The following is an 18306-nucleotide window of genomic DNA, read 5'->3' on the forward strand; positions in this document are numbered from 1 at the left end:
AACAAGGAAAAAACTGAATAACTACATGATAAAGGATCCACGCCTTCTCTTTAAGGTGTGGATCCTTTTACGCTTACGATATATCGAGAATATGACCGATATAATGAGATTTTGACCGATATATCAAAATTCCGGCCGATATATCGAAATTTTGACCGATATCGTAAGCCCACCACTGCCGGATAAAATATTTATCCCAAAAAAACCTGAGTCAGCTTCACGCCGCCCAGGTTTTTTCGCTTAGCAGGAAGCTTTCCCAGGCTCCTGCCGGACAAAAAGCAGCAGGATGACCGCAAGAAAGGATAAAATTCCAAAGAATAGATAGACGGCAAAAACAGAATACGCTTCCAGAATAATACCGCCGAGAATCGTGCAGAACCAGTTGCCGAGGCCGTTTCCAACGGCAGAGTAGAGGCTGATCGCTGTCGCTCCGGCGGATACCGGAGCAAGGTCTCTTACATACTGCAGGGCTGCAGGGATGAACAGGCCGGTGGAAAACCCTTGAGCCACGGTTGTGATGTAGACGAGAGCGAGCGGCGGTTCGAAAAAATAGAGAAACCAGCGCACCATCGAGACGGCCGCTGCAAGCAGCAGAATCTGCTTCATGCCGAACTTGCCGATCCACCGGTTGGCGAACTTCATCACCGGAGCTTCACTTCCAGCCGCAAGCATGAAAGCAAGTCCGATGCCAGCCAGTCCCCCTCCGAGATCATCTACAAAAATTCCAAAATAAAAATTGTTTGCAAGGATCGGGCCGAGTACCAGAAAAGCAACGGCCAGAAAAAGAAAGTAGGATGGCTGCTTCGCCAGATCGCTCATTCCTTTTTTAAAGCTTACTTTAATAGGGGCGCTTTCTCTCGGGAGCTGCCAGGCGAAGATGATGCCGAGCCCCATCACGAGGGTGGTCGTATAAAAAATGACAGATAGGTTTGTCATTTCTGCAAGCTTTCCTACCGCAAGGACCGAAACGGCAAACCCGATCGCCCCCCAGAGCCTGATTGAGCCATAATCCACTTTTGCTTTATGTACATAACTCATGGAGATGCTGTCAGACAGCGGAATAATCGCTGCCTGAAACACAGCGAGAAGAGCAGCCGCGGCAATAATCCACACATAGCTTGTAACCGTCGAGTACACAATGGCCATCACCGCTGTCATCGCAAGTGCCGCCGTCAGCAGCGCCACCGGCTTCTTCGTAACATCGCTCATCACTCCCCACACCGGCTGGATGAGAATCATCACGACTGGGCTTATCGAAAGGACGAGACCGATCTGGCTTCCGGAAAGGCCGATCGAATCTCTCAAATAGACGGAAAGCAGCGGGGACAGGGCGCCGATTCCGAAAAACACCAGAAAATAAAACATCATAAAGTTCAATTTAACAGACCGTTTGTTTGCCAGAGATGCTTCCACTCGAAGGTTCCTTCTTTCTTTTTAAAATCAGCTTCTCTAACTATATCATTAGGAGTCTGGAAATTGGACACAAAAAAAGCACTGAATCAACCGATTCAGTGCCTGCTTCACGTCTTATCTCTTCCTCTCTGCGAACGGATACAGTGGATCACTCAGTTCAAACTCATACGTTTCACTGTTCACGATGCCAACTGCTTTTTCACTGTCATAAAGATCAAGCAGAAAGCCTGCCATCTCTTTAGCTGTGTGGAATTTTGCCACCGATTCGCTGTAATCGAACCTGTCCAGATCCTTAGCCCGCTTTGCAAACTCGGTTTCCGTCGCAGCGGGAGCCAGAACTTTTGCCTGCATGTGGGAGCCATTCAGCTTCAGCTCGCGGGAAAGCCCTTCTGTGAAGGCACTGACATAAAACTTCGTCGCACAATAGGTTACAGCTTCCTCTACGATCGTATACCCGCCGCGGGATGATACGTTGATCAGCTGTGCCCCTTCTGTATCGGCATAATCCCTTGCAAAAAGAGTGGAAAGGATGGTCAGCGTATTAATGTTCAGATTCAGCATTTTTTCTACCTTGTTCAGGTCCTACTGCGCGATCGGGTCATAATTGCCGAACCCGGCATTGTTGATGAACGTCTCCACTTCAAGGTTTTTCAGGCTTTCATAAAAGCGATGAGCTTCCTCGGCAGAAGATAGATCCCCGGTGTAGATAATCACTTCCAAGCTTTCGTTGATTTGCTGGACTTCTTTTTTCAGCTTCTGCAGTTCCTCTTCTCTGCGGGCTGCAATCACTAAATGCTTCCCTCTTGCAGCAAAAGCAAGGGCTGCTTCATATCCAATTCCTGAGCTCGCACCGGTTATGACGGTATATTTCATGCATATCTCCTCCATTTTCTACTCCTATTATTATGTTCCTGCACCCATTATAAGGACAGGCTGAATTCCTGTGTCAAATGATAGGACTCTCCGACTATCTTGCCCCTTTTTCACGAATCAGACCGGAAGATATGGTATTCTTGGTTAAATTATCTGAATAGTCTTTCTACAGAAACATACTTAATACAAGGACAGGAAAACAGCAGGCAGAAAGGACGGATTAAATGAACAGTGAAGTCCTATACAGGGAGCTTTCAGAACTGGATAAAAAGCACTTTCTCCATCCAACAACCTCTATTAAGCAGCAGCAGGAAAACGGACCGGATTTTATTTTTACGCATGGAAAAGGAGTTCGCTTATTTGACTTGAAGGGAAGGTCTGCGATTGACGGCCTCTCCTCTCTTTGGAATGTCAACATCGGTCACGGGCGCGAGGAAATGGCCAGAACCGCTTATGAACAAATGAAAACACTCGCCTACAGCTCCTGTTTTGCCACCTACAGCCATGAGCCCGCTATCCGGCTTGCCGCAAAGCTTGCAGACATTGCTCCCGGGAATTTGTCTGCTGTCTTTTTCACCTCAGGCGGATCCGAATCCAATGATACGGCCTACAAGCTCGCCAGGCATTACTGGATTTTGAAGGGCGAGCCTGAGCGAAAAAAAATCATTTCCAGAACAAAGTCTTATCACGGCGTGGCGCTCGGTGCCACGAGCGCCACCGGCCTCAAGCCATTTCGGGACTTTACAGGGTCTCTTGCCCCTGATTTTTGCTATGTGGATCACTTTTCTCCTGCCGATTTGCGGAACAAAATCGAGGAAGAAGGTCCGGAAACCGTTGCCGCTTTTATTGCTGAACCCGTTCAGGGGGCCGGCGGCCTTCATCTTGGACCTGAGGGCTATTTTAAAGAAATCAGAAGCATTTGTGATGAATACGGAATCCTGCTGATCACAGATGAAGTCATTACCGCTTTCGGCAGAACCGGGTCTTACTTTGGGATTGATCATTACAGTGTGGAACCGGACATGATGTGCTTTGCAAAAGGCATCACGAGCGGATATGCCCAGCTTGGCGGTGTCATGCTGACTGAAGAGCTTCACCGCGTCTTCATTGACCGCTCAGAAGGCACCCTTCTCCACGGGTACACGTACAGCGGCCATCCGATGGCATGTACCGTGGCTCTGAAAAATCTGGAGATCGTCGAATCGGAAGGACTCATCGAAAATGCCCGCAAAATGGGCGAAGAAATGCTGAAAGGCTTCCGCAGCATTGAAGCAGAGTCCGGCATTGCCGCGAATGCCAGAGCCCTAGGATTAATGGGTGCACTGGAGTTCGTTAAAAACAAGGAAACGAATGAGCGCTTCCAATCTCCTCTCGCTCCAAAAGTCGTTGCAGAAGCCGCAAAACGGGGGCTGATCTGCCGCTCCGTCGTGTTTGACCAACAGGATACTCTTGTTTTCGCTCCTCCCCTCATTATGAGCAGAGAGGAAATGAGCGAGCTGCACTCGATTCTTGAGGATGCGGTGAAAGCGGTTGAAAAGACCATTGCTCCGGCAGCAAATTAAGAACAGAGGCAGCCTTCCGGTTTGATCGACACCGGAAGGCTTTTGACTCAAAAAGGAGGACTCACGAAATGGACGGATTACAGAAACAGCTGAAAACGAGGCACATTACAATGATTTCACTAGGCGGAATCATTGGCGCCGGCTTGTTTGTAGGCTCCGGTGCCGTGATTCAAACGACCGGGCCCAGTGCCGTCGTCTCTTATGCTTTTGCAGGCCTGCTTGTTGTGTTCCTGATGAGGATGCTTGGAGAAATGGCAGCCCACAACCCGGACAGCGGGTCTTTTGCGACCTATGCGAGGGAAGCGATCGGTCCATGGGCCGGCTATACCGTTGGCTGGCTGTACTGGTTTTTCTGGGTCATCGTCATCGCCATCGAAGCGGTCGCCGGTGCAGCGATCGTCCACGAATGGATGCCGGCTGTTCCGATTTGGCTGCTGAGCCTGATCTTAACGGTTCTGCTGACATTGACGAACATCTTTTCCGTCAAATCATTCGGAGAGTTCGAGTATTGGTTCGCTATGATTAAAATTGTGGCGATCGTCCTGTTCATGGGCATCGGACTTGCCATCATCCTGAACCTATTCCCGGGCATTGAGTCACCGGGCACTTTGAATCTTTTCGGCAAAGGCGGGTTCTCTCCGAATGGGACAAGCTCGATTCTTCTCGGGGCAGCAACCGTTATTTTCGCCTACTTCGGTGCTGAAATCGCCGCCATCGCGGCCGGAGAATCCGAAAATCCGAAGAAAACCATCCGTATTGCCATCCGCAGTGTCGTATGGAGAATTCTTCTGTTCTATATCGGATCGGTAGCCATCCTTGTTACCCTTCTTCCATGGAACAGCTCTGAGGCATTGAAAAGCCCTTACGTTACCGTTCTTGAACTGATCAGCCTGCCAGGAGCCGGTCTGGTCATGAACATCGTGGTCCTCATTTCCGTACTATCCTGCTTAAATTCGGCCCTGTATACCAATTCCAGAATGATCTACTCTCTTGCGAAAAGAGGCGACGCACCGCGCATATTCGGAACTCTGAACCGTTACGGAGCACCGGTCGCAGCGGTCTGGGCAGGAACCATCGCCGCATTTGCCGCCGCTTTATTCAACTTTGTCTCACCGGACGTCCTTTTCCAGTTTCTCATCAACTCTTCCGGTGCCATCGCCCTTATCGTCTACTTGGCCATCGCCATTTCTCACTTCATCTTAAAAAAACGGATGCAGCGCAGCGGAGAGGAATCAACCCTGAAAATGTGGCTGTTCCCCTATCTCAATTATTTCGTCATCCTCTCCATAACCGGCATTCTCATTTTCATGGCCTTCATAGACTCCATGCGATCCCAGCTCTTTTTAACCCTGCTGCTGACCGGAGTCGTCATCGCTTCGTATTGGGTGATGAAAAAGCGCGTGGATCGGGCGGTATATGAAGAAGAACCTCCTAATCATCAAAGTTCCTAAACTGAACAAACTTTTTTTGGCAAAATAACGGAGAAAATATGATGAACCCGGATCAAGACAGGCTGAATGTGTCCCTGCAGTACGGCCTAATAGTGAATCGAAGATATAATTTCGTTTTCGGAGACAAAACGGATTTTTCGAAGATAAATGGTTTGTATCGGAGATATAATTTTATTTTCGAAGATAAACTAGGATTTTCGTAGATATAGCCATAGGCAAGTACTAGATTGTTCCTATGTTCCTCTGAATCGCGGCAGCCCCGCATGGTAAGAGGGCATATAACAGCAGTTTAGGAGTAATCCTATACGGAATCCGCTGCTTTTAAGGGTATTTCCGAAGGGACCGGGGACGTTTTGATGAAACCCTGGAGACCGAAGTTCCCCGGACCGGTCCCAGATGACGCTATTTCGGCCAAAATCCCTGTTTTCAGCCCGGTTCGGTCCTGAGAGACGCTATTTCCATTATTCAACGCGAATCTGGCCTCCGTTTTAGAAAATAACGGCTCCTGAGACCGATAAGAGGAAAAATCCTTAGTTTCAGCGAAAATAACGGCCCTGGAGACCAAAGTTCACCCGGATCGGTCTCAGATGACGCTATTTCGGACGAAATCCCTGTTTTCAGCCCGGTTCGGTCCTGAGAGACGCTATTTTCGTCATTCGAGGCGAATCTGCCCTCCTTTTTAAAAAATAACGGCTCCTGAGACCGATAAGTGGAAAAACCTCTGGTTTCAGCGAAAATAACGGCCCTGGAGACCGAAGTTCCCCGGACCGGTCCCAGATGACGCTATTTCGGGCAAAATCCCTGTTTTCAGCCCGGTTCGGTCCTGAGAGACGCTATTTCCGGTATTCGGCGCGAATCTGCCCCCCTTTTTAGAAAATAACGGCTCCTGAGACCGATAAGAGGAAAAATCTCTGGTTTCATCGAAAATAACAGCCCTGGAGACCGAAGTTCCCCCGGACCGGTCTCAGATGACGCTATTTCGGCTAAAATCCCTGTTTTCAGCCCGGTTCGGTCCTGAGAGACGCTATTTCCGAAATTCGACGCGAATCTGGCCTCCTTTTTAGAAAATAACGGCTCCTGAGACCGATAAGTGGAAAAATCCTTGGTTTCAGCGAAAATAACGGCCCTGGAGACCGAAGTTCCCCCGGACCGGTCTCAGATGACGCTATTTCGGCTAAAATCCCTGTATACACCCCAGTCCGGTCTATCAGCTCCCCCCCGCCCTAGCTGTCAGCCCTTCCTGCCCCCTCCCCCTCACAACTCCCTCCCAATTGCCCCCCCCTAACCATTCCACCCAAGCAAAAAGCCCGGTTCATCCGCAACCGGGCATTTTGCTATGAAATAATCATGGGACCAGAATCAATTTTCCCTTCGTCTTCCTGCCCTGCAGCATCCGGTGAACGTCAGGGGCGTCTGCGAGCGGATAGACTCCGCCGATGGTGAGCTTCAGTTTGCCTTTTTGCAAATAATCCAGCAGTTCATAAAGGCTTTGGGTGTACAGTTCTTTTTTCCTCATCATTTGCGGCAGGAAGAAGCCGATGACGGAGAGGTTTTGGCCCATGAGCGACGATGGATACAGTTTGGCCTGTTCTCCGCTTGCGACTCCGTAGATGACGAGCCTGCCGAATGGCGCCATGCAGGAGAGGGTTTTTCGGAAAACGTCGCCTCCCGCCATTTCGAGGGCAACATCGACGCCTTTGCCTTCTGTCAGCTGCAGCACTTCTTTTTCCCAGCCTTCTTTCGTATAATCGATGGCTTCGTCTGCGCCGAGTTCGAGTGCGGCCGCCCGTTTTTCTTCTGTGCTCGCTGTTGCGATCACTTTGCCTGCTCCGAACAGCTTGGCGAGCTGGACGGCAATCGAGCCGACTCCACCGGCCGCTGCGTGAATGAGGACCGATTCGCCTTGTTCAAGCCTGCCCATTGTTTTCAATACATGGTACGCGCTCAGCCCCTGCAGCGGCATGGCCACAGCATGGTGCAGGTCCACTCCGTCCGGTACCGGGATCAGTCCCCGCTCGTCGGCAACCGTATACTCTGCATAGCCTGTTGCCCTTGAGGTGCCAAGCAGGGTGACGATCTTGTCTCCCTTTTTAAAGCGATTTACCTCTGCACCGGTTTCGACAATTGTCCCGGCAACTTCAGCGCCCGGAACAAAGGGCAGAGGGGTATCGACCACATACTGTCCCTCTCTCCTTGCGGTATCAGCATAATTGACGCCGATTGCTTCGATCTTTATCAGTACTTCGCGCGCGTCCGGTGACGGGGTATCCAGGTCTACGAGCTTCATGACCTCCGGGCCGCCGTATTCTTTCAGCTGAATCGCTTTCATGATTTTCTCCTCACTTTCCCTGAAATTCCGGTTTTCGTTTTTCTTTAAATGCTGCAATCCCCTCCTGATGATCATCGGTCTCGATCATCATGGCCTGCGTCAGCCTTTCCTGCTCCAGAATATCTTCAAGACGGGAGCAGGAGGATTGTTCGATAATCCGCTTCATCTGCCCGAATGCCTGGAGCGGGCCTTGTGACAGCCTGAATGCGAAGGAGGATACTTCGTCCTTCAGCTGATCGATCGGCACGACCCGGTTTACGATGCCGTATGAATGGGCGGTACGGGCATCAATCGGCTCTGCTGTAAAAAACAGCTCCTTCGCCCGCTGTGCTCCAATCAGACGGGGCAGGAAGTAGAGGCCTCCACCGTCTGAGATCAGGCCGACCTGGGCGAAGCTCATCACAAATTTGCTGTCTTCGGCGGCCACGATAAAATCACAGGCGAGGGCAAGATTGAAGGCAGCCCCGGCCGCGAACCCATGGACGGCCGCAATAACCGGCTTGTTTAACCCCTTGATCGTCAAAATGCATTCATTCAGTTTCCCGAGATGCTCATAGATCTGCTGGCCGTTCACCTGACCCATCGTTTTCACATCGCCGCCTGCACTGAATGAGCGGCCGGAGCCGGAAAGAACGACCGCCTTTATTTCCTCACTAAGCTCCGCTTCCCTCAATGCTTCTGTCAGCCCGATGATCATTTCCGGACTGAAGGAATTCAGTGATTCCGGCCTGTTCAGTGTTAAATAAAGGACCGGTCCGTTTTGTTCTAAAAGCAAATGTTCCATTTTACATTCCTCCTGCTCATTATTTAATCAGCCAGCCGCCATCCACAAGCAGGTCGCTTCCTGTCATGTAGGATGCTTCAGGGGAAGCAGCGAACGCGATCACGTTTGCCACTTCCTCCGCACGGCCAATCCGTTTTAATGCGGTATTCCGCTCGATCGAAGCGATGAACTGGGGATTTTGCAGTCCATCTGCAGTAAGCGGTGTTTCAGCAAACCCGGGAGATACAGAGTTTACCCGGATGCCGTGAGGAGCGAGCTCCAGTGCAAGTGCTCTTGAAAAGTTAATCACTCCTGCTTTTGCTGCACTGTAGTGCGGGATGTGAGCACCGGCCTTATAGCCTGAGAGTGAAGCTACATTGACAATCGCTCTGTCACCGGGATCCTTGCTGCTCTCGACCATGACCGCTCCAAGGATCTTGCTTGCGAGAAACACACTCTTCAGATTCAGGGCCTGTACGTGATCCCAGTCAGCAGCCGGTGTATCCATGATTTTGGATTGGCGGGAGCCACCTGCATTGTTGATCAGAATATCAAGGGATGGATACTTTTGTGCGAAGTCCGCCAGTCTGTAAAGATCCTCTTCTTTTGTAACATCTGCTGAAAAGGGAACCGCGCTGTCCTTTAGTGTCTCTTCATTGATAAACTCCGCAGCCCTTTTCAGCTTTTCTTCATTCCTGCCCACGAGGATCACCTGTGCCCCGCCTTTTGCAAGCATGCACGCCGTCTCTTTTCCGATGCCGCTTCCTGCACCTGTAACGATGGCTGTTTTGCCGACAAACCGCATTTCTTAACGCCTCCCTTCAGCTGATTGTGTACGCTCCTTTTTCGAGCATCGCTTCTGCGATAGACCGGTTCCGTTCGACCCGGGTGCTGGTCCCGAGCTTCATGAAGCGGCGGGATACAGCCGTTAGGAGCAAATCCCTGCGGTCATCATGGATCAGCTGGCCGATCAGCTGTTTGGCGAGTTTTTCTCCTTCATACAACGCCTCTTCTGCTGCCGTCTCGCTTAATGCCGTCATCAGCTCAGACTTTTTTCCTCCTGCCTTCCATGCACGGAGAATCGCGGATTCTGCTGAAAACAGAGCGGAAGCAAGGTCAGACAGCTTCATCAAGGTTTCCTGCTCCTCCGCAAGTTTCCCGCCATACACCTCATAAGCCGCACCAAATGAAATCAGAAGCGTATTTCTTAAGACCTGCATGACCTGCCTGCCCCAATCCGCCTTCCCGGCCGGCTGCTCCGGTGTTTCCTGAATGGCTTGATAGGCACTCTTGACCAATGGTTCAAACTCTACTTCACCTTTTGATGCTTTCCTTAGAAAATGGACAGGCAGCAGCAGACGGTTGATTTCATTCGTTCCTTCAAAGATCCGGTTGATCCGGGAGTCTCTGTATACCTGCTCAATCGGGTATTCCTGAATAAACCCGGCACCTCCGTGAAGCTGAAGGGCTTCGTCCGCACAGTAGTCAAGCGTCTCTGACCCAAACACCTTGCAGATCGAGCATTCTGAGGCATATTCCATCATGTTTCTGGCGATCGCTTTATGGTCAGTGGATTCATACAGACTGCCGAGTGCATCCTCGAGCAGGCCGGCTGTCCGGTATTGAATGGACTCTGCAGCGAAAATCCGGGAAGCCATCAAGGCGAGCTTTTCCTTTACAGCCGGAAATTCCGCGATGCTGCGGGCGAATTGAACCCGGTTTTTTGTGAATTCCAGAGCCAGCTTCAACGCATGCTTGGAAGCACCCACACAAGCGGAGCCGAGATTAAAGCGGCCGAGATTCAGGACATTCAGGGCGATCACGTGGCCTTTACCCGGCTCACCAAGCAGGTTTTCCTTAGGGACCAGGCAATCCTCAAGCAGCACCGTTCTCGTTGAGGATCCTTTGATGCCCATTTTCTTTTCCTCCGGTCCGAGTGACAGGCCTGGAAAGTCTTTTTCAGCAATAAAAGCGGAAAAGTGCTCGCCGTCAATCTTGGCATAGATGATGAACGTGTCAGAAAAAGCGGCGTTTGTGATATAGAGCTTAGACCCGTTCAGGATATAGTGGGTGCCCTCTTCATTCAGGACGGCTGTCGTTTTCGCCGCTAGGGCGTCGGAGCCTGAAGCCGGCTCAGTAAGACAGTAGGCACCGATGTATTCACCGGACGCAAGCTTCGGCAAATAGCGCTGTTTCTGCTCTTCGGTTCCGAAATACGTGATCGGCAGTGTGGCGATGCACGTGTGATTGGAGTGGGCGACCCCGTAGCTCCCGGTTCTCCCGATCGCCTCCCCGACAATTCCTTTAGAGATCTTATCGAGTCCCAGTCCTCCGTACGCTTCCGGAATACTATGGGCGAGCAGGCCGAGCTCTCCCGCTTTGTGGAGCAGCTTGACCGTTGCATCAAAATCCTGTGCTTCGACGGCCTCTCTCTGCGGATCGGCTTCGCGCTCTGCAAAGGCCTTGGCAGTCTGCGCCATCATCTTATGCTCCGCGGTAAAATCCTCAGGTGTAAACAGTGCTTCCGGGCTTGCCTCTTCATAGATGAAGCTTGCACCCTTCACTTTTACAGCAGTCTGCATCTTACTCCCTCCCTCTCATTGATCCGTTTTCCATGACGGGAAAAACAGGATACAGTCCTGTCTGGCCCGCATAGGCGATTTCATCCTTGAATCCGTATTTTTCAAGCATCCTTCCAACTCTGGAACGGGCCAGAAGATCCAGTCCCTGATCTCTCCTGCTTTCGTATAAAAGACAGGCGGCAGCAGCTGCATCGGTTACCTCCCATGAAGCCTCTTTCATGAGCTCCGACACAAAGCATCCCGCGCCGTAAAAATCCTCCAGACAGAACTGGCCGGATGAGCCTGAGCAAATAAGCAAAATTGTTTCTTCGGAATGTACCGTCAAAAGATGGCGTGCTGCGGCTGTCACATTTAAGAGGCAGCCGGCATATACCGCTGCGGCCATCGCGGACTTGCGGATCGCCACTGTTCCGTTGGTAGTGGATAGAATGGCTGTTTTCCCTTTCACATGCTGCTTTAAGGACGACGGTCCCGGATCCAGAAACCCTTCGATCGTCCGGCCCTCATATTCTCCAATCAGGACATATGGTTTGTCTGAAAGCCTGGCTGCCGTTTCCTTCGCTTCCTCGCCATCCAGCACCGGAATCACTTCAGCGGCTCCATGCTGCAGGACACTTGTGATGGTCGTCGTAGCAAGCAGCACGTCCAGTACGACGGCGATTTTACCGGACATTTTCTCCGGAAGGATTTCCTCCTTCGTCATAAGTACATGGATCTTACCCATTCGGAATTTCTTTCGCTGCCGCATGCGCCTGCCTGATCAAGGTTTTCACAAAAGGGGCAAAACCCGCGAACCGTTCGTCTTTTGTCTGTCCCTTGTGATAGCGGTAATAGATCTGCTGGCAGATGACAGCCAGCTTAAAATAAGCAAACGCAAGGTAATAAGGAAAGGCAGAAACATCCCGCCCGCTCAAATCGGCGTATCTTTCGACAAACTGTTTTCTTGAATAAAAGCCGGGATGAACGGTGATCGATGGCTTTCCGAAGCCATACAGGAGCGGCTTCGGATCCGTGCTCTCCATCCAATAGCTCATCGCTGCTCCAAGGTCTGCGAGCGGGTCGCCGACCGTCGCCATTTCCCAATCAAAAAGGCCGGTCATCTCCTGCAGATCCTCCGAGAAAAGAGCATTGTTCAGCTTATAATCATAATGGATAACTGCAGGATCACCTGATTTGGGCAGCTGTTTCTCGAGCCATTCCGTCAGTTCTGCAACCTCTGCGATGTCGTCCGTTTTCGCCCGGTAATAACGGCCGATCCAGCCTTCCACCTGACGCTCCATAAACCCTTCCGGCCTGCTTATGCTGGTAAGCTCTGTCTTCTGATAAGGAATCGAATGAAGCTGTGCAAGCTTTCGGGCCATCAGCTCTGACAGCTGCCTCCCCCGCTCCTCTGTATGCTCCATTCCCGCTGGCAGCTCTGTATCCACCATCACGCCTTTCCTTCTTTCCATCAGGAAAAACGGACTGCCGGCAATAGCCGCGTCTTCCTCATAAAAATACGGTTTTGGAGCTTCAGGGAACAGCGGATGCAGTGTCTGCAGGATCGTGAACTCCCTTTTCATGTCATGGGCTTTCGGTGCTACCGGGCCGAGGGGAGGCCTTCTGAGCACCGCCTCCCACTCACCTGCCTTCAGCGCATAAGTAAGGTTGGAGGCTCCGGTTCCAAACTGCTGGATTTCAAGAGCACTCCCATCCGCTTCAGGAAATTTTTCATGGATATAGGCGGAGAGCTTTTTCGTATCCAGCTCTTCCCCTTCTCTAACCGGAATCGTATACGACATTGGCTTTTCCCCTTTCTTCAGGCAGGAACCAGATACTTTTCGAGTTCACTGCGGAGATGGTCCGGGATTTCTTCGCTCTTTTGCAGGTCAAAATTGAAATAGACGATGGCGGCTTTTCCCTGGGCGATGGTCCTTCCCGACTGAAGGTCCTTTACGGTATGGCTGAGATGAAAACTTTTCGTGCCGATTTTGGCAATTGCGGTATGGACGGAAAGCTCCTGATTAAAGTACGCCTGCTCCAGAAAATCACAGGACGCAGAAGCAAGAATAAACGGCCAGCTTTCTGCTGTCATCGGGCGGCCGAGCTTGCCGAAAAACTGGACCCGCGCCTCTTCCAGATAGATAAAATAACTTGTATTGTTTACATGGCCGAGTGCATCCGTTTCGCAAAACCGGACCCGGACCTGAACGGTCTCTTCCATCAGCTGTTCCTCCTTCAGCGGTGGGTGAATGCAGGCTTGCGTTTCTCTATAAACGCCTGCACACCTTCTTTGATGTCCTCGGTCTGGAAAACTTCCTCAAAAAGCTCTGCTTCTCTTTCCAGGCCCTGCTGCAGAGGAACCTGGGTTCCTTCGTCAACCGCCTGCTTGATGCGCGTTAACGCAGGCAGGGAAAACCTGCTGATCCGCTCTGCCAGCTTTACGCCCGCTTCCAGTCCTGTTCCTTTTGGAACCACTTCATTGACAAGGCCGATCGCTTTTGCTTTTTCCGCCTCGACCGGGTCACCGGTATACATCATCTGCTTTGCCTGTGCTTCGCCGATCAGTCTTGGAAGCCGCTGGGTACCGCCTCCGCCGGGGAACAGCCCAAGCTTGATCTCCGGCAGGCCAATCTGGATATGGTCTTCAGCGATCCGGATGTCACACGTTAAAGCCAGTTCGCAGCCTCCTCCGAAAGTCAGGCCGTTCAGCACCGCGATAGTCGGCTTCGGAAAATCATCCAGCTTGCTGAACAGGGCATGTGTTTTCATAAACTCGGATTTAATCCCCTGTTTGCCTATTAAATTCGGAAACTCTTTAATATCCGCTCCTGCCATAAAGGCTTTGTCTCCCGCACCTGTCAGCACCAGGCATACCGTTCCGCTGTCCTCTTTCAGTTCATCGAGGATCTCCTCGAGCTCCCTCATCACCGGCTGGCTCAAAACATTTAATGGCGGGTTGTCAAAGGTCAGGACCGCCACAGATCCCTTTTTTTCAAGTTTAATGAATGGTTTCATCCCTGCTTCACCTCATTTTTGGAATAGTCGTACCAGCCTTTTCCTGTCTTCCTTCCCAGGTGGCCCTGTTCCATTTTTTCCTCAATGCAGGCGAACGGCTTGTCCGCCGGATCACCGGTTTCCGCATACCGCTGCTGCATCACGTAATAGCCTACATCGATTCCGGAGAGGTCCATTAGCTCGAACGGGCCGATCGGGTGGTGGAGCGCTTTCCGGCAGATTGTATCGATGTCTTTAAAATCCGCGTAGCCATTTTCATAAAGGTAGACCGCTTCTTTTTGCAGTGCTCCCAAGATTCGGTTGGCTATGAATCCTGAAATCTCTTTTTTCAGGAGCACAGCGGTCCGATTGATTTTCTCGCAAACTTCCATCGTTTTTCTTGCTGTCTCTTCTGACGTTTTTTCACTCGTCACCACTTCCACACAGTCCATGATCAGCGCAGGGAAAAAGAAGTGCATGTTAACGACCTGGTCGGGTCTGTTTGTTGCTTCTGCAAGATAGGAGTTCATGATTGTTGATGAATTTGTAGCCAGAATCGCGTGAGGTGCCGCATATTCATCCAGCTGGGCAAACACCTGCTTTTTTACATCGAGCTTCTCCACTACCGCTTCAATGATAAAATCTGCTTTGCCCGCTGCCTCCTTTAGACCGGATGTGAACGTAAGTCTTGAAAATGCCTGCTTTGCTTCTTCTTCTGTCAGCTTATTTTTCTGCACCCGTTTATCAATCAGATTGTGAAGAGTGGACTCCGCCTTTGATAAAGCGGTTTCATTTACATCTTGCAAAATGGTTTCGTATCCTCCCAATGCGCACAGCATCGCAATTTGATGCCCCATCTGCCCCGCACCAACTACAGCAATGGTTTTGATTTCCATGATTTTCTCCCCCTTATTCTGCTTACTGACCGGTCGGTATGTCTGGTCTGAAGGAAGCCGTTACTGGCTTCCCTTCAGTCCCTCCAGCAGCAGCTTCATAAATATATCGGATACAGCACGGTCCGATTCCCTGCCTTCCGGATTGAACCAGAAATAGCTCCAGTTGGCCATCCCCAGCACCCCGAGAGCGACAATATCGACCGGCAGATCTTTCCTGAATTCCTGCTTCTCCATTCCTTCCACGAGAATGGCTTCGATCTGTTTGCGGAACTGCTCCCGCTTCTCTGCAATTTTGCTGAAATGAGGCTCACTCAAATTTCTCATTTCCCGAAAATATACTTTTGCGCTCAAGCCTTCCTTTTCAATATCATGGATCAGCAGGAAAATGACATCATACAGCTTTTCCCTGCTGCTCCGGTTCCCATCATTAAGGATGGCTTTCTGCTTCTCAAGCAAAGCATCAATATAGCTCAAGTGGATATCCATCAGCAGCTGCTCTTTGCTCGTAAAATAGTAATAAAAGGTCCCTTTTGTCACATCAAGGGCGTTGACAATATCCTGTATGGAGGTTTCTTTAAATCCTTTTTCTGCAAAAAGCTGGATGCTTATCTGTCTGATCTGTTCTTTCATGCGTATGTCCTCTCCATCATGCCGGTTTTGGACTCATTATAGCATTAGCCGGCGCATACATCTCAGAGGGTCTTTGCTGCCTCTTCTCTTAAAGCACGCCTGAGGATTTTCCCTACATTGGTTTTCGGCAGCTCCGTGCGGAACTCCACTTCCCTCGGAACCTTAAAGGCTGCCATCTGCTCCCTGCAGTAGCTGATGATCTCTTCTGCTGAAGGAGTCTTACCTTCTTTGCAGACAATGATCGCTTTTACTGTCTCTCCCCGGTATGGATCCGGCACGCCAATCACGACAGCCTCCATCACAGCGGGATGCTCATACAGAACCTCTTCCACATCGCGCGGGTAAACGTTATAGCCGCTCGCGATAATGAGGTCCTTTTTCCGGTCGGAAATATAGAGATAGCCGTCTTCATCCATCCTCGCCAGATCTCCGGTAAACAGCCATCCGTCCCGAAGAGCAGCAGCCGTTTCCTCCTGCATGTTCCAGTACCCTTTCATGATCTGCGGGCCGCTGATGATAACCTCTCCCAGCTCTCCCCGCGGAAGCTCTTCTGTTCCGGTCGCCACATCCACGATTTTATAGGCTGTATCCGGAAAACCGATTCCGACGCTTCCAGGCTTTCTCTCACCAAAGGTCGGATTGCAGTGTGTGCACGGTGATGCCTCCGACAGCCCGTAGCCTTCCAGAATTTTCGCCCCGGTTTTCCGCTCAAATTCCTTCAGAAGCTCGACAGGCATCGGCGCGCTCCCGCTGTTGCAGATCCGGATGCTGTCCAGGCCGTATTCCTCCGCTTTCGGATGGTTTGTCAAGGCAACATACATCGTCGGAACTCCCGGAAAAACGGTCGGCTGCTCCTCTTTGATCGTCTGCAGCACTTCCTCCAGCTCAAACCTCGGGAGAAGAACCATGCAGTTTGCGGTAAGCACCGACAAATTCATACACGAAGTCATCCCAAACACATGGAAAAACGGAATGACCGACAAGCATTTTTCTTCGCCGATCTGCAAATCGTCCTTGAAGAATTCATGAGATTGATAGGCGTTCGCGACCAGATTCCTGTGCGTCAGCATCGCACCCTTGGAACGGCCCGTCGTCCCGCCCGTATACTGCAGCACAGCAAGATCATGCTCAGGGTCGATGTCCACAGGCTCAGGCGGCGCCTTCGCTCCCGAAAGGAACGATTCAAAGCTCTCATCAGCCCCCTCCGGTTTGTCCGTGACACCAGGGGTCAGACTGATCGTAACAATCTGTTTGAGGTTCGTTTCTGCCTTCACCGCCGCAGCCTTCGGGTACAGCATATCGTATACAATAAGGGTCTCCGCCCCGGAATCGGTTAAAATATGGGCGAGCTCCCGCTCCATCAGCATCGGATTAACCTGGGTCACAATCGCCCCGGCAGTCAAAGCTCCATAATAGGAAATCACGTAATGAGGACAGTTCGGAAGCATAATCGCCACCCGGTCCCCCTTCCGGACCCCCTTCGCCTGCAGCGCAGCCGCAAACGCATCAGCCATGCCGGCCACTTCCTGGTAACTGAAGATCCGCTTATAAAAGGAGATAGCCGGACGGCTTCCAAACTGCTCCGCCGTCGAACGAAGCATGCGGTGAACCGGAATATCAGGAATTGCAGCATCATGACGAATGGATTCAGGGTAACTCGCCAGCCATTGACTCTTCTTTTCCATTATTTTTCCCTCCATCGGAAATCGATTGGTATTCCGCTGTCCAGTCAGGGATGTATGTGAGTGTTCTGGGATGCAATTGATGTGATGATCAGCATCGCGCTCATTTTGGGTGATGTCCGGCATTCTTATCCGGCATCGCACTCTTTTCGGGTGATGTCCGGCATTCTTGTCCGACATCACGATCTTTTTCGGGCAATGTCCGGCATTCTTGTCCGGCATCGCACTCTTCTTGGGCGATGTCCGGCATTCTTGTCCGGCATCACGCCCTTTTTGGGTGATGCCGGGCATTGTTGATCGGCATCACACTCTGTTTTGGGTGATGTACGGTATAGGCATCACCCGCTACATCGTAACCTGCGGAGCCTTCCTATAAAACATGTGTCCCTCCATCAACAACTAATACGTCGCCTGTAACATAATCGGAAGCGCGGGAGGCGAGGAAGACGGCTGCGCCTTTTAGATCCTGGTCCGAGCCGAACCGGCCGAGCGGGGTGCCGCGCAGCAGTTCTTCTCTTCCCCTCTCGATGATGACTTTGGACATCTTTGTTGGGAAAAAGCCCGGTGCGATGGCATTCACATTGATCCCATACTGTCCCCATTTTGCGGCGAGGTCTTTCGTGAATGTGATGACCGCGCCTTTGCTCGTGTTGTAGCCGATTGTATCCATGTACTCGGAGTTTGCACCGCCAAGACCGGCTACTGAGGAAATATTGATGATCTTGCCGCTTTTTTGGCGGATCATATGGCGCCCCGCTTCCTGGGACATGAGGAACGTGCCGGTGACATTGACATCGATCACTTTTTTCCATGCTTCAAGCGGCATGTCTTCAGCAGGGGCGCCCCATGTCGCACCGCTGTTGTTGACGAGAATATCGATCGCCCCGAATTGTTCGTATACGAGTTCAACGGTTTTTTTGACATCCTCCTGTGAAGTGATGTCACACTCCAAAGCCATAGTCCGGACACCGGTCTCACTTTCAAGACGTGATGCGGTTTGCTCACAGGCTTCCTTTTTCCTTGAACAGAGCACCACATTTGCCCCAGCTTCGGCGAGTCCTTCCGCTATCTGCTCTCCAAGGCCTCTTCCTCCGCCTGTGACAATCGCAGTCTTGCCTTTTAAGTAAAATAATTCATTGACATGCATAG

At 51.1% G+C, this 18306-nt stretch carries 16 protein-coding genes and 1 pseudogene; 3 read left to right on the forward strand and 14 right to left on the reverse strand.

Annotated elements, in window-relative coordinates:
- Nucleotides 1-240: 240 nt before the first annotated feature.
- Together GKZ89_RS18175 and GKZ89_RS18180 are read right to left on the reverse strand one after the other, a co-directional pair.
- Nucleotides 241-1413: an MFS transporter gene (locus GKZ89_RS18175; RefSeq protein ID WP_338324950.1), complete on the reverse strand. Its 1173-nt coding sequence runs from the start codon at nt 1411-1413 to the stop codon at nt 241-243.
- A gap of 114 nt (nt 1414-1527) precedes the next feature.
- Nucleotides 1528-2286, reverse strand: a pseudogene (locus GKZ89_RS18180) (SDR family NAD(P)-dependent oxidoreductase).
- Nucleotides 2287-2510: 224 nt separating this feature from the next.
- On the opposite strand from GKZ89_RS18180, the gene GKZ89_RS18185 reads away from it, so the two are divergent.
- Together GKZ89_RS18185 and GKZ89_RS18190 are read left to right on the forward strand one after the other, a co-directional pair.
- A complete protein-coding gene (locus GKZ89_RS18185; protein WP_155113825.1) occupies nt 2511-3848 on the forward strand; it encodes an aminotransferase family protein in 1338 nt (445 codons plus the stop codon).
- A gap of 68 nt (nt 3849-3916) precedes the next feature.
- On the forward strand, nt 3917-5299 hold the full coding sequence (locus GKZ89_RS18190; protein ID WP_155113826.1) for an amino acid permease: 1383 nt from the start codon (nt 3917-3919) through the stop codon (nt 5297-5299).
- 1345 nt (nt 5300-6644) lie between these two features.
- Here the strand turns inward: GKZ89_RS18190 and GKZ89_RS18195 are convergent.
- The 11 genes from GKZ89_RS18195 to GKZ89_RS18245 all read right to left on the reverse strand — a co-directional run bounded on the left by GKZ89_RS18195 (nt 6645) and on the right by GKZ89_RS18245 (nt 17160).
- A complete protein-coding gene (locus GKZ89_RS18195; RefSeq protein ID WP_155113827.1) occupies nt 6645-7628 on the reverse strand; it encodes a quinone oxidoreductase family protein in 984 nt (327 codons plus the stop codon).
- Between the two features lie 10 nt (nt 7629-7638).
- Complete coding sequence (locus tag GKZ89_RS18200; protein WP_155113828.1) at nt 7639-8412, reverse strand: enoyl-CoA hydratase/isomerase family protein; 774 nt, start codon at nt 8410-8412, stop codon at nt 7639-7641.
- A 19-nt stretch (nt 8413-8431) separates the two neighbouring features.
- Complete coding sequence (locus GKZ89_RS18205; RefSeq protein ID WP_155113829.1) at nt 8432-9196, reverse strand: SDR family NAD(P)-dependent oxidoreductase; 765 nt, start codon at nt 9194-9196, stop codon at nt 8432-8434.
- Between the two features lie 16 nt (nt 9197-9212).
- Nucleotides 9213-10973 carry an acyl-CoA dehydrogenase family protein gene (locus GKZ89_RS18210; RefSeq protein ID WP_155113830.1) on the reverse strand — a complete coding sequence of 587 codons (1761 nt, stop codon included), beginning with the start codon at nt 10971-10973 and terminating at the stop codon, nt 9213-9215.
- 1 nt (nt 10974) lies between these two features.
- Nucleotides 10975-11697, reverse strand: a complete 723-nt coding sequence (locus GKZ89_RS18215; RefSeq protein WP_155113831.1) for a 2-phosphosulfolactate phosphatase — start codon at nt 11695-11697, stop codon at nt 10975-10977.
- The gene (locus GKZ89_RS18220; protein ID WP_155113832.1) at nt 11690-12754 is read right to left on the reverse strand and encodes a phosphotransferase family protein; all 1065 of its coding nucleotides are present in this window, start codon (nt 12752-12754) and stop codon (nt 11690-11692) included. The genes GKZ89_RS18215 and GKZ89_RS18220 overlap by 8 nt, the downstream gene beginning before the upstream one ends.
- A gap of 17 nt (nt 12755-12771) precedes the next feature.
- Nucleotides 12772-13176: an acyl-CoA thioesterase gene (locus GKZ89_RS18225; RefSeq protein ID WP_155113833.1), complete on the reverse strand. Its 405-nt coding sequence runs from the start codon at nt 13174-13176 to the stop codon at nt 12772-12774.
- A 14-nt stretch (nt 13177-13190) separates the two neighbouring features.
- A complete protein-coding gene (locus tag GKZ89_RS18230) occupies nt 13191-13970 on the reverse strand; it encodes an enoyl-CoA hydratase (protein WP_155113834.1) in 780 nt (259 codons plus the stop codon).
- Nucleotides 13967-14845: a 3-hydroxyacyl-CoA dehydrogenase family protein gene (locus tag GKZ89_RS18235; protein ID WP_155113835.1), complete on the reverse strand. Its 879-nt coding sequence runs from the start codon at nt 14843-14845 to the stop codon at nt 13967-13969. The genes GKZ89_RS18230 and GKZ89_RS18235 overlap by 4 nt, the downstream gene beginning before the upstream one ends.
- 60 nt (nt 14846-14905) lie before the next feature.
- A complete protein-coding gene (locus tag GKZ89_RS18240; protein ID WP_155113836.1) occupies nt 14906-15475 on the reverse strand; it encodes a TetR/AcrR family transcriptional regulator in 570 nt (189 codons plus the stop codon).
- 62 nt (nt 15476-15537) lie between these two features.
- Nucleotides 15538-17160, reverse strand: a complete 1623-nt coding sequence (locus GKZ89_RS18245) for a long-chain-fatty-acid--CoA ligase (RefSeq protein WP_155113837.1) — start codon at nt 17158-17160, stop codon at nt 15538-15540.
- Nucleotides 17161-17220: 60 nt separating this feature from the next.
- On the opposite strand from GKZ89_RS18245, the gene GKZ89_RS18250 reads away from it, so the two are divergent.
- Nucleotides 17221-17454, forward strand: coding sequence for a hypothetical protein (locus GKZ89_RS18250; RefSeq protein ID WP_155113838.1), 234 nt, complete (start codon nt 17221-17223; stop codon nt 17452-17454).
- A 73-nt stretch (nt 17455-17527) separates the two neighbouring features.
- Here the strand turns inward: GKZ89_RS18250 and GKZ89_RS18255 are convergent, their stop codons facing one another.
- On the reverse strand, nt 17528-18304 hold the full coding sequence (locus GKZ89_RS18255; RefSeq protein WP_155113839.1) for an SDR family oxidoreductase: 777 nt from the start codon (nt 18302-18304) through the stop codon (nt 17528-17530).
- Nucleotides 18305-18306: the final 2 nt, after the last annotated feature.

The sequence above is a fragment of the Metabacillus mangrovi genome, assembly GCF_009711125.1.
GTDB classification, from domain to species: Bacteria; Bacillota; Bacilli; order Bacillales; family Bacillaceae; genus Metabacillus_B; species Metabacillus_B mangrovi.